We start from the raw sequence: 12,265 nt of genomic DNA, 5'->3' as shown, positions 1-12,265 counted from the left end.
ACCGCGGCGGTTGCTGGTTACGGTGCCGTAGGTTACGGTTGCGTAGGTTCACTTCCCTTACGCCGGAAGGCCTGGCTCATGCCGATTTCCGACACCGCCCGCCTGCTGCTCGAACTCGAGTCCACCGCCGAAGAGAACCTGAACCGGCACCTGGGCGTCGCCAAGGAGTGGATGCCGCACGAGTACGTGCCGTGGAGCCGCGGGCGCGACTTCGCCGACCTCGGCGGCGTGGCCTGGGACCCGGAGCAGTCGGAGGTCTCGCCGATCGCCCGCACCGCGCTCGAGGTCAACCTCCTCACCGAGGACAACCTGCCCAGCTACCACCGCGAGATCGAACGCGCCTTCGGCCGGGACGGCGCCTGGGGCACCTGGGTGCACCGCTGGACCGCCGAAGAGGGGCGCCACGGCATCTGCATCCGCGACTACCTGCTGGTGACCAGGGCGGTCGACCCGGTCGAGCTGGAGCGCGCCCGGATGGCGACCATGCAGGCGGGGTACGACAGCGAGGACAAGCCGCTGCTGCACGTGTTCGCCTACGTCTCGTTCCAGGAGCTGGCGACCCGCCTTTCGCACCGCAACACCGGCCGGTACACGCAGGACCCGATCGCGGAGAAGCTGCTGGCCAGGGTCGCGATGGACGAGAACCTGCACATGATCTTCTACCGCAACCTGGTCACCGCCGCGCTGGAGGTCACGCCGGACGCGATGGTGCGCGCGATCGCCGACGAGGTGATCGACTTCCAGATGCCCGGCAGCATCATCCCCGGCTTCGTGCGCAAGGCCGCGCAGATCGCCAAGGCGGGCATCTACGACCTGAGCATCCACCACGACGAGGTGATCTGGCCGTTGCTGCGGCACTGGCGGGTCTTCGAGCTGGAGGGCCTCGGCGAACAGGGCGAGCGCGCGCGGGAGGAACTGCACGAGTTCCTGACGAAGCTGGAGAAGCAGGCCACGCGGTTCGTCGAGCGGCGGGCGCAGGCGCTGGCGCGCCAGCCCGGCTGAGGTCCGCCGATTCTGTCGGTGCCCTCCGGTAGGTTCGAATCCATGGCGACATTGGTTTCCTTCCACGCCCACCCCGACGACGAGTGCATCACCGTCGGCGGCGTGATGCGCAAGGCTTACGAAGAAGGACATCGGGTGGTGCTGGTGGTCGCCACTCAGGGCGAGCACGGCGAGGTCGAGGACGGTTTCCTCACCGAGGGCGAGACGCTGCGCGAGCGCCGCATCGCCGAAACCCACGCGGCGGCAGGGATCCTCGGCGCGCAGCGCGTGGAGTTCCTGGGCTACACCGATTCCGGGATGATGGGCGAGCCGGAGAACGACGCCGAGGGCTCGTTCTGGACGGCGTCGGTCGAGGAGGCCGCCGGGAAGCTGGCGGCGATCCTGCGCGAGGAGAACGCCGACGTCCTCACCATCTACGACGACAACGGCGGCTACGGCCACCCCGACCACATCCAGGTGCACCGGGTCGGCGCGCGGGCGGCCGAGCTGGCCGGGACGCCGCGGGTCTACCAGGCCACGCAGAACCGCGACGAGATCCGGCGCTGGATCGAGTCGTCGGCGGCGAAGGCCGAGGCCGAAGGCGGCGAGACGCCGGACTTCGGCGACCTCAGCGGCATCGGCAAGCCGGAAGCGGAACTGACCGCCAAGGTGGACGTGTCGGCGTACCTCGAGCACAAGCGGCAGGCGATGCGCGCGCACGCGAGCCAGATCGCCGAGGACTCGTGGTTCCTGGCGCAGCCGGAGGAGGTCTTCCGGCTGCAGTTCGGCACCGAGTGGTTCATCCGGGAGGGCCAGGGGCCCGGCATCACCGAGAAGGACCTGCTCGCCGGGCTATGAGTTCGGCGGGTTCGCGGGGCCGGTGGTGCCCGGCCCTCGGCCGGCCAGGTACCCCAGATGCTCCACTGTGGACATTCCGGCCGCGGCGCCGGAGCCGTGACAGGCGCCCAGCGGAGCACGGCGTGACTACAGCGTCTGCCACCAGCCGTCGACCGGCGGCGGTGCCGAGACGTCCACCCGCTCACCGGGACGCGGCACGGCCAGGTCGACGTCCTTCGCCTTCGCCTCGCGCCACACGCGGTCGGCCGGCTCGGTCCAGGCGTGCATGGCGAGGTTGAAGGTGGCCCAGTGGACCGGGATGAGCAGCCCGCCACGCACGTCGAGGTGCGTGGCGACGCCCTCCTCCGGGGTCATGTGGATGTCGGGCCAGCCGAGGGCGTAGGCGCCGATCTGCACCAGGGTGGCGTCGAACGGGCCGTACTGCTCGCCGATCTTCTCGAAGGCGGGGAAGTAACCGGTGTCGCCGGTGTAGAACACGCGGTGTTCCGGGCCGATGATCGACCAGGAGGCCCACAGCGTGCCGTCGTTGGCCAGCCAGCGGCCGGAGAAGTGCTGGGCCGGGGTGGCGACCAGGCGCAGGGGGCCGGTGGTGAACTCGGCGTGCCAGTCCAGTTCGACGATGCGGTCCTCCGGCACCCGCCAGCGGCGCAGGTGCGCGCCGACGCCGAGCGGGACCACGAACGGGGCGTCCTGGTGCTCGACGAGGGTGCGGACGGTCGGCAGGTCGAGGTGGTCGTAGTGGTCGTGGGAGATGACCACGGCGTCGAGCCGGGGGAGGTCCTCGAGCGCGACCGGCGGGGCGTGCATGCGCTTGGGCCCGATCAGCGGCGAGGGGGAGCAGCGGTCGCTCCAGACGGGGTCGAGCAGGACGCGGGCGCCGTCGATCTCGACCAGCGTGGAGGCGTGGCCGTACCAGGTCAGGTGCAGCCCGTCGGCGCTGCCTTCGGTGCGGGGCGCGGCGACCAGGGGGACCGGACCACTGGGGTGGCGCGGTTCGTTGCCGAAGAGCATGTCGTGCAGGATCTTGCGGTAGGTGCCCTGCTCCACCACCCGGCGGGGTGCTTCGTTGCGGAACCGGCCGTCCCGGAACTGCGGGGACCGCCGGAGCGACTCCGGATCCGGCCTCCCGCCGACGGCCACCGGCAGCCCGCGGGCCGCCAGCCCCAGCACCCCAAGCCCAGCAGCACCCGCCGCGGCCACCGCCGCTGCGACCAGGTTTCTCGTACGCATGAATCTATTTTGCCCACGCCCCCACCCACCCGCAGCGCGACGCAACCCACCCGAACCCCACACTCACGCACCCGAACCCCACACTCAGGCAGTCGAACCCCACGTTCAGGCGCCCGAACCCCACACTCGGGCACCCGAACCCCACGTTCAGGCACCCGAGTTCCACACTCGGGCAGTCGAACCCCACGTTCAGGCGCCCGAACCCCACACTCGGGCACCCGAACCCCACGTTCAGGCACCCGAGTTCCACACTCGGGCAGCCGAGTCCTGCACTCGGGCGCCTGAATCCCGCACTCGCGCACCCGAGCCCCGCACTCGCGGGCTGGATTCCTCGCTGGGGCAGCCGAGCGCTGAACTCGGGCGGCCGGTTATGCGTGAGACTCGCCAGCCCGGGAGTTCTGGGGAAATGTCACGAATGTGGCTTTCGGGACGCGGAACGTCTTGAAAGCCACATTCGTGACATCGGCACTGGTGCGCGTGGGCACGGCTGCCGAAGTGGGACTCGCCGACCCGAATGTGGAACTTGGGCGCGTGAGTGTGCGGTTCGGGTGCGCGAGTGTGTGACTCGGGTGCCTGAACGTGGGGTTCGGGTGCGTGGGTGTGGGGTTCGGGGTTAGCGGAAGGCGGGGAGGGTGGTGATGGACTGGCCCAGGGTCAGGGCGTGCATCTCTTCGGTGCCTTCGTAGGTGAGGACGGTCTCCAGGTTCGACATGTGCCGCATGACGGGGTATTCGAGGGAGATGCCGTTCGCGCCGAGCATGGAGCGGGCGGTCCGGGCCACGTCGAGGGCGGAGCGCACGTTCGACAGCTTGCCGAAGCTCACGTGGTGGTGGTGCAGCGTGCCGGCGTCCTTCAGGCGCCCGATCCGCTGGGCGATCAGGCCGGACCGGTTCACCTCGACCAGCAGGTCGGCCAGCTTCCGCTGGGTCAGCTGGAACCCCGCCAGCGGCTTGCCGAACTGGGTCCGCGACAGCGTGTACTCCAGCGCCGATTCGTAGCACGCCCGCGCCGCGCCGACCACGCCGAACAGGATGCCGTACCGCGCCTCGTTCAGGCAGTTCAGCGGCCCGCGAAGGCCACGCACCTCGGGGAAAGCGGCCGACCCCGGCAGGCGGACGCCGTCGAGCACCAGTTCCGCCGTGAGCGAGGCCCGCAGCGACAGCTTGTGCTTGACCTCGTTCGCGGTGAAGCCCGGCGTCGACGTCGGGACCACGAAGCCGCGGATGCCGTCGTCGGTCTGGGCCCACACGACCGCGACCGCGGCGACAGTACCGTTGGTGATCCACATCTTGGTGCCGTCGAGCACCCAGTCCGAGCCGTCGCGCACGGCACGCGTGCGCATGCTGCCCGGGTCGCTGCCGGCGTCCGGCTCGGTCAGCCCGAAGCAGCCGAGCGCCTCGCCGGTGGCCATCCGCGGCAGCCACTCCGCCTTCTGCTCGTCCGAACCCCACCGGTGGATCGCGTACATCGCTAGCGAGCCCTGCACCGAGACGAAGCTGCGCAGCCCGGAATCCACCGCTTCCAGCTCACGGCAGGCGATGCCGTAGGCCATCGCGCTGGTCCCCGCGCAGCCGTAACCCTCCAGGTGCATGCCGAGCAGGCCGAGCTGCCCGAACCCCTTGGCCAGCTCGGCCGCGGGCAGCGCGCCCGTTTCGTACCAGTCCGCCACGTTCGGCGCGAGCTGCTCGGCCGCGTACTCGCGCACGGCGTCGCGGATGTCCCGCTCCTCACCGCTGAGCTCGGCGTCGAGATCGAGGAAGTCGTGGGGGTCCGGGGTGTTCATCAGGCCATGCTAACCCGCGCGCCGCGTCGAATCGTGCTGGATGGCGTGCTGGACCACCGAGATCAGCACCTGCTTGGCCGACTCCCGGTCCCGCGCGTCGCAGGCCATGATCGGCACGTTCGGAGAGATGGTCAGCGCGTGCCGGACGTCCTCGATCTGGTGGTGCAGCAGGCGGTCGAAGCAGTTGATCGCCACCACGTACGGCAGCTTGCGGTTCTCGAAGAAGTCGATCGACGGGAAGGCGTCGGCGAGGCGGCGGGTGTCGATCAGCACGACCGCGCCGATCGCGCCGAGGGCCAGGTCGTCCCACATGAACCAGAACCGGTGCTGGCCCGGCGTGCCGAACACGTAGAGCACGATGTCCGAGTCCAGGGTGATGCGGCCGAAGTCCATGGCCACCGTGGTGGTCGTCTTGTTCGGCGTCGCCGAGATGTCGTCCACCCCGGCTCCGGCCTCGGTCATCGACGCCTCGGTGGTCAGCGGGTCGATCTCCGAGATCGCCCCCACCAGGGTGGTCTTGCCCGAACCGAAGCCACCGGCGACCACGATCTTCGCCGATGAGGTCGGCCCATTGGACGGGCGTGGTGCGTTCACCGCGGTTTCTCCTCGTTCCGGGTTCTAAAGGGAAACGACCGGCTGGGGGCCGCTCGCGCCGCGCAGTTGCGCGCGCTGGGCCGGGGTGAGCTGCTTGCCGACGCGGTCCACCAGCAGGGTCATCTCATACACCACGAGCCCGATGTCGCTGTCCGGGGCGCCCAGCACGGCCAGGCAGGACCCGTCGGAGACCGACATCAGGAACATGAACCCGCCCGCCATCTCCACCACGGTCTGCGCGACCGTGCCGCCCTCAAAGATCTTCGCGGCGCCGCGCGCGAGGCTGGTCAGCCCCGACGCGACCGCGGCCAGCTGATCGGCCTTGTCCTTCGGCAGCCCGCGGGAGGCCGCCAGCAGGAGCCCGTCCGCCGAGACCACCACCGCGTGCGCGGCCCCGGGCACCCGGCGGACGAAATCCGTGATCAACCAGGCGAACCCACCGTTGGCCAGCGTGTTCGGCTGGCTCGCGCCTTCCGGCTGCTCCCCTGTCACTGCCACTCCCTAGTGCCTTGCTCTGTCCTGCTGTTGCTGCCTGCTCCCGGGTAGGAGCCCGTTTCGCCAGCGCTGTCGGTGAGCGCGTGCCGCCCGGTGGTGAAACCGCGCTGGAAACTCGCCATGCGGCTGCGGGCCGCGGCCGCCGAGCGGGAGATCGCGCTCGGGCTCGGCTGGCCGACGGAGGTGTCGCGGAAGGCGTCCTGCTCGGGGGCGTTGACCGAACCGGGCACCAGGTACGCGTTGGGCACCCGCTTGGGCAACCCGGCCTCGGTGACCTCTTCGTCCCGCGCCTCCAGCAGTGCCTGCGCGGCCTGCCAGCCGTGGTCCGAAGCGCTCTGCCAGGTCGAGGCCACCACCGGCCGCGGCCGGGCGGGCGGGCCTTCGGTGAGCTCCGGCTCCGGCGTGCTGGTCGGCTGCGACGGCACCTCGGCGACCGGTTCGGGTTCGGGCTCGGGCTCCGGCTCCGGTTCCGGGACCGGAGCGGCCTCGGGTTCGGGCCGGCGCTCGGGCTCCGGCTGGTGGGAGCGTTCGGCCTCACGTGCCGGTCCGGCCAGGTCCGCCGAGGCGGGGGCCTGCGACTGCGACTTCGGCTGCCGCTCGTCCAGCTCGTCCTCGACCTCGCTGAACCACCGCGACATCACCGACTGGTAGATCGGCAGGCGGCGGGTCGGGGCGTCGGGGTCGTCGTCGGCCGGCTGCTTGGCCAGTGCCGCGTAGTCGCTGTAGTCGCGCTGCGGGGCCTGCTGCTGGTCCGGTTCCTCGGTCGGGAAGCCGTAGTCCTCCTGCGCCGGCGGCTCCGGGGGAGCGGGTGGCGGCGGGGGAGCGGGCACCTGGCGCACCGGCAGGTGCTGGCTGACCGGGTACGCGGTGGGCAACGGCGCGTCCGTCGGGCGGCTGGTGAACGCCGCGTTCGGCGAGCCCGCCACCAGGTCGTCCAGCGAGATCGGCTGCGCCAGCGGGGTGAGGCCGTTGGACGAGGTCTCCGCCGGTGCCGGTGGCGGGGCCGACGGCGACCAGCCCTGGGTGGCCGGTTCCGGGTCCCGCTGCTGGTAGGCCGGGGTGATCGGCGGCAGCGTGGACTGGCTCTGCGACATCGGAGCCTGCGACTGCGACGGGATCCGCGGCTGCGAGGGCGGGCCGCTGGGGGACTGCGGTGCCGGGGTGGCCACCAGCAGCTCGGCGGGCACCACGATCCGCGCGATGATGCCGGTGCCGATCTCCTCGTTCTGGCGCAGGCGGACCTCGATGTTGTGCCGCTTGGCCAGCCGGGCGACCACGTACAGACCCATCCGCCTGGTCACCGAGACGTCGAACGCGGGCGGGTCGGCCAGGCGCTGGTTCGCCTCTTCGATGTCCTCTTCGGACATCCCGACGCCCTTGTCGGTGATCTGCAGCGCCAGCGAGCGCTTGCGGGTGACCGCGGCGCGCATGGTCACCTTGGTCTCCGGCTCGGAGAAGTAGGTCGCGTTGTCGAGCAGCTCGGCGAGCAGGTGCACCAGGTCCTGGATGGCACGGCCCTGCACGGAGACCTCGGGCACCTGGCCGACCTCGACCCTGGCGTACTGCTCGATCTCCGAGACCGCGGCACCGATGACCTCGACCGCGGGCACCGGGCGCGACACCGACTTGGTCAGCCCGGCGCCCGAAAGCACCAGGAGGCTTTCACCGTTGCGGCGAAGGCGGGTGGCGAGGTGGTCCAGTTCGAACAGGCTGGCGAGGTGGTCCGGGTCCTGCTCGTCGGCTTCCAGCCGGTCGATCACGCCGAGCTGGCGCTCCACCAGCCGCTGCGACCGCCGCGAAAGGTTCACGAACATGCCGTTGACGTTTTCCCGCAGCATCGCCTGCTCGGCGGCCAGTTTGACGGCCTGGGCGTGCACCGCGTCGAACGAGCGGGCGACTTCGCCGATCTCCTCGCGGGTGAGCACCGGGACCGGTTCGACGGCGTCCTTGGCGGCCTTGAGCGGGTCCGGGTTCTGCAGGATCCGCTGGACCGTGGACGGCAGCCGGGTGTAGGCCACGTCGAGGGCGTTGGCCCGCAGCGTCCGCAGTGGATTGATCAGCGCACGGGCGACCGCGAGCATCAGCACCAGCGCGGCGAGCACGGCCAGCAGCACACCGGCGGAGAACAGCCAGGCGGTGGTGGTGGCGGAGCTGGCCAGTTCGTCGGCGTGCGTGCGCATGCGGTCGAGCAGCTGGGTCTCCACCGAGCGCAGCCGGTCGATCACCGCGGTGCTGTCGCTGGTCAGCCGGTCCACTGGCATCCGCAGGTTCTCGTCGCCGTCGGCCAGCACGAACGCCGAGGCCTTGATCCGTTCGCGGTCGTCCACTTCGGCACCGCTGTAGGTGTCGTTGAACAGCTGCTGCTCGGTCGGGCTGGCGTTCGCCGAGAAGTTGGCGAGCGAGGCGTCCGCGCTGGCTTCCGAGGCGCGCACGTCCTGCAGCAGGTCGCCGGGGAACTCGTCGCGGCCAGCCGCGATCTGCAGCCCGGCGTTCTCCCTGGCGACGAACTCCTTGGCCTGGCTCAGCGCGGTGATCGTGGTGCCTTCGCGGAGCAGGTCGCGTTCGGTCACCGTGGCGGTGGACTCGTTGGCGAGCTGGTTCAGGGAGTCCAGGATGGACGTGTAGGTGTTGTACGCCGCGAGGTCGGGGTAGGCGGGGTTGTTCGTCGCAGCGCGCAGTGGGCCGAGTGCCTCAAGGCGCTGGACACCTTGGCGGTAGCGCTCTTGCACCGCCGGGTCCAGCACGTCGACCCGGCCGGCGGCCTGGCGCAGCGAACTGACCGCGCGGTCCACTTTGGCCACCTGGTCGCCGAGCACGGCCCGGTCGGTGTCCGACGGCGACGCGATGGCGGCCACCGCGAGCGTGCGCTCGCCCTGCAGCTCGTGCGACACCGCTGTCACCGCGGCGGCCAGCTCGACCTGGGTGACCGTGTTCCCGAAGTCCTCGGCGAGGCCGAACTCGTTGGCCGCCCGCAGGCCACCGAGGCCGAGTGCGGTCAGTGCCGGGATGATCAGCACGACGGCCAGTTTGGAGCGCAGGCGCCAGTGTTTCATGCTCCAGCGCGAGCCGGGCGCCGTCGCCGGTGCCGGGGTCCCCCGATCACCCGCTGGCGCGTCCTCTACCGCTGCGGTCGATGTGCTCGACACCGCTCTCCCACCGTCATTCTTCGAGTTCGACATTTCACCCGGTCGGTGCTCCGCCTCTGAGCTCACCGGGCCTGGGGCTCGCTTGGTCCGTGGCAGAGACCATAGCTGGATCGGTGTAGCGACCACCGTGTCGGCGGGGGCTTTCACCGCCCGATCGAGCAGAAGGTAGCGAAGGTACTACCAAGATGTAACCCTTGTGGGGGAATAATTGCGGTTCAATGCTAGCCACGGCTGATCCTCGGGCTGCTGACGGGGCGGGTCCACAACGCCACGCTGAGTATGAGCGCCATTGTTGACTCACCCTCCCGTTGGCGGTAGTACAGGCCCGTCAGTGTGGTTGGGGACACTGAATGTAGTGCGATCAGTCGGGTCCCTAGAGTAACCACGGACCGCGCCGAGTCGACCCCGTGCTCGGCCCGTCCGGCAGTGCACAGTCCTCTTAACCGCGTTTCAACAGGAGTTGGCCTTGCTACGAATCGACAGCAGCGCTCAGCCGGCCCGGCGCCGGTTCCACAGACTGGGCGTGCTCACCGCCACGATCGGGCTCCTCGGCTCACTGAGCGGCTGCGGCCTGCTCGGGGGCTCGGACGACTCCGCCGCCGAGGGCAACGGCCCACTGGAGAAGTCCAAGATCAAGGTTTCCATCATGCCGACCATCGACGTGGCGCCGTTCCACCTGGCCAACAAGAACGGCTACTTCAAGGCGGAGGGTCTCGACGTCGAGATCGTCAACGCGCCGAGCGGCCAGGCCTCGGTGACGAAGCTGGTCAACGGCGAGGTCGACATCGCCTACGGCAGTTACACGCCGTTCTTCGTGGTGAAGTCGCAGGGCGCGGCGGACGTGCGGATCATCGCCGACGCCTCCTCCGCCGGTCCGAAGAGCACCATGGTGGTCGCCATGCCGAGCTCGACGGTGAAGAGCGTCCAGGACATGGCGGGCAAGCGCGTCGCGATCACCGGTCGCAACACCATCACCGACACGCTGATCAAGTCGGTGATGAAGACCAACGGGGTGGACTTCAACGGCGTGCAGTGGGTGGAGTTCCCGTTCCCGGAGATCGCCCCGGCGCTGCAGCGCGGTGACGCCGACGCCGGCTTCCTCACCGAACCGTTCATCACCCAGGCCAGCCGCACCGTGGGCGCGGTGCCGGTGTTCGACACCGCGGTCGGCCCGACCCAGGACTTCCCGACCGCCGGTTACGGCACGCTGGGCAAGTTCGCCGACGAGAACCCGAAGACCGCCGCCGCCTTCCAGCGCGTGATGCAGAAGGCCACCGTCGAGGCCGCCGACCGCAGCAAGATCGAGCCGCTGCTGGTGGAGTTCGCCAAGGTGGACCCGCCGACCGCGTCGCAGACCGGGCTGCTCACCTTCCAGTCCAAACTGGAGGCCGCGCGGCTGCAGCGCGTGCCGGACATCCTGCTCGAGTTCGGCATCATCAGCACCAAGGTCAGCGCCGACGACATGATCGTCAAACCCGCCGCATGACCGCATGACCGCCGCCGCGCCGCCGGGCCCCTCGCCCGGCGGCGCGGCACCGGCGCGAGTGAAAGGACACGTTGCCGCCCGACCGGCGGAGACACCCATGAGACCCCTCATCCGCAACCTCGCCGGCCTGGCCGGGTTCTTCCTGCTCTGGGAAGCCGTGGTCCGGGCCGGACTGGTCAACGCGATCTTCCTCCCCCCGCCGACCACCGTCTTCGCCAGAGCGATCGAGCTCCTCGGGCAGCAGTCGTTCCTGCGCGACGTCGTCGCCACCATGCTCGCCTGGGCGATCTCGCTGGGCATCTCGATCCTCATCGCGGTACCGGCGGGCCTGCTGCTGGGCAGCGTGCCCGCGGTGCGGGTGGCCACCCGCTCGCTGGTCGAGTTCCTCCGGCCGATCCCCTCCGTGGCGCTGATCCCGCTGGTCATCCTGCTGGTCGGCGGCGGTCCGGAAGCCAAGATCACCCTCGCGGTGTACGCGGCGACCTGGCCGATCCTCTACAACACGATCTACGCGCTGGACGAGATCGACCCGCTGCTGCTGGAGACCGCCCGGTCCTACGGCACCGGCCGGACGCGCACGCTGGCCTTCGTCGCGCTGCCGCACGCCGCCCCGTTCGTCTTCACCGGGATCAGGATGTCCGCCTCGATCGCGCTGATCCTGGTGGTCAGCACCGAGTTCCTGGCCGGGGCCAGCCGCGGGATCGGCAACTTCATCCTGGACGCCAGCGCCGGTGGCGGCCGGTCGGACCTGGTGCTCGCGGGCACCGTGGTCGCCGGGATCATCGGCTTCATCATCAACGACGGGCTGGAGCGACTCGGCAAGCGCTGGTTCCGCTGGAGCACCGTCACTTCGGGGGCCCAGTGAGCACGTCGGAATCCCAGTCGCTGAAGTTCGTCCGCGGCTTCCTCAACCGCTGGCTGCTGTTCATCGCGGTGGTGCTGCTCTGGGAGCTGGTCACCCGGCTCGCCGGGGACGTGTTCTTCCCGCCGCCGTCGAAGATCCTGGCCACGGGTGGGGAAATCTGGTTCACCGGGCCCGCGTCGCAGCTGTTCCTCACCGACACCGTCTACAACAACATCCTGCCCAGCCTGGGCCGGGTGCTCGGCGCCTGGGCGATCGCCTCGGTGGTGGGCGTCGCGCTGGGCACCGCGCTCGGCCGCTCCCGCACCGGCATGGACTACGCCGGGCCGCTTTCGGCCTTCGCGCGGGCCATCCCGCCGCCCACGCTGATCCCGGTGTTCCTGGTGCTCTTCGGCATCGGCACCGGCATGCAGATCGCCACCATCGTCTTCGGTGCACTGTGGCCGGTACTGTTGAACACAGTGGACGGTGTGCGCTCGGTCGGGCAGCTCCAGCAGGAGACGGCCAGGTCGTTCCGGACCCCTGCGCGGTACTGGATCGGCATGGTCGTGCTCCCCGCCGCCCTGCCGAAGATCTTCGCCGGCCTGCGGCTGGCGCTGTCCATCGCGCTGATCCTGATGGTGGTCTCCGAGCTGGTCGGGGCCCTGAACGGGATCGGCTACGAGTTGATCTTCTCCCAGCGCCAGTTCGACTTCCCGGTGATGTGGGCGTGGATCGTCCTGCTCGGGGTGCTCGGTTACGGGCTGAACGCGCTCCTGCTGCGGGTGGAGCGGCGCGCGCTGCGCTGGCAACCCACCCGCAGCGCCCAGCAAGCCATCGCCGGAGGGTGA

10 protein-coding genes are annotated in these 12,265 nt (G+C 70.2%); 5 read left to right on the top strand and 5 right to left on the bottom strand.

The annotated features are described in order from the left end of the window. The first annotated feature begins 78 nt into the window (after window positions 1-78). A complete protein-coding gene (locus JOM49_RS38265) occupies window positions 79-1,002 on the top strand; it encodes an acyl-ACP desaturase (RefSeq protein ID WP_209669123.1) in 924 nt (307 codons plus the stop codon). Window positions 1,003-1,044: 42 nt separating this feature from the next. After that, a complete protein-coding gene (locus JOM49_RS38260) occupies window positions 1,045-1,839 on the top strand; it encodes a PIG-L family deacetylase (protein WP_209669121.1) in 795 nt (264 codons plus the stop codon). A gap of 126 nt (window positions 1,840-1,965) precedes the next feature. On the opposite strand, the gene JOM49_RS38255 is transcribed toward JOM49_RS38260, so the two are convergent. The 5 genes from JOM49_RS38255 to JOM49_RS38235 all read right to left on the bottom strand — a co-directional run bounded on the left by JOM49_RS38255 (window position 1,966) and on the right by JOM49_RS38235 (window position 8,994). Further along, window positions 1,966-3,069 carry an MBL fold metallo-hydrolase gene (locus tag JOM49_RS38255; protein ID WP_209669119.1) on the bottom strand — a complete coding sequence of 368 codons (1,104 nt, stop codon included), beginning with the start codon at window positions 3,067-3,069 and terminating at the stop codon, window positions 1,966-1,968. Between the two features lie 613 nt (window positions 3,070-3,682). Beyond that, window positions 3,683-4,855, bottom strand: a complete 1,173-nt coding sequence (locus JOM49_RS38250; protein ID WP_209672131.1) for an acyl-CoA dehydrogenase family protein — start codon at window positions 4,853-4,855, stop codon at window positions 3,683-3,685. A gap of 6 nt (window positions 4,856-4,861) precedes the next feature. Then, window positions 4,862-5,446 (bottom strand): GTP-binding protein, encoded by a 585-nt coding sequence (locus JOM49_RS38245; RefSeq protein WP_209669117.1) that lies wholly within the window; start codon window positions 5,444-5,446, stop codon window positions 4,862-4,864. A 24-nt stretch (window positions 5,447-5,470) separates the two neighbouring features. Next, entirely contained in the window at window positions 5,471-5,938 is a 468-nt protein-coding gene (locus JOM49_RS38240) for a roadblock/LC7 domain-containing protein (protein WP_282771062.1), read from the bottom strand. After that, a complete protein-coding gene (locus JOM49_RS38235; protein ID WP_245369614.1) occupies window positions 5,935-8,994 on the bottom strand; it encodes a sensor histidine kinase in 3,060 nt (1,019 codons plus the stop codon). Before JOM49_RS38235 ends, JOM49_RS38240 begins: the two co-directional genes overlap by 4 nt. A gap of 610 nt (window positions 8,995-9,604) precedes the next feature. Here JOM49_RS38235 and JOM49_RS38230 point away from each other — a divergent pair. From JOM49_RS38230 to JOM49_RS38220, 3 genes are all read left to right on the top strand, one after another. After that, complete coding sequence (locus tag JOM49_RS38230; RefSeq protein WP_245371514.1) at window positions 9,605-10,573, top strand: ABC transporter substrate-binding protein; 969 nt, start codon at window positions 9,605-9,607, stop codon at window positions 10,571-10,573. Between the two features lie 97 nt (window positions 10,574-10,670). Beyond that, complete coding sequence (locus JOM49_RS38225; protein ID WP_209669111.1) at window positions 10,671-11,438, top strand: ABC transporter permease; 768 nt, start codon at window positions 10,671-10,673, stop codon at window positions 11,436-11,438. After that, window positions 11,435-12,265: an ABC transporter permease gene (locus JOM49_RS38220; protein ID WP_282771059.1), complete on the top strand. Its 831-nt coding sequence runs from the start codon at window positions 11,435-11,437 to the stop codon at window positions 12,263-12,265. Before JOM49_RS38225 ends, JOM49_RS38220 begins: the two co-directional genes overlap by 4 nt.

Origin of the sequence: Amycolatopsis magusensis (assembly GCF_017875555.1) — a bacterium.
Classification (GTDB): Bacteria; Actinomycetota; Actinomycetes; order Mycobacteriales; family Pseudonocardiaceae; genus Amycolatopsis; species Amycolatopsis magusensis.
This window is presented reverse-complemented; position numbering and strand designations above follow the sequence as displayed.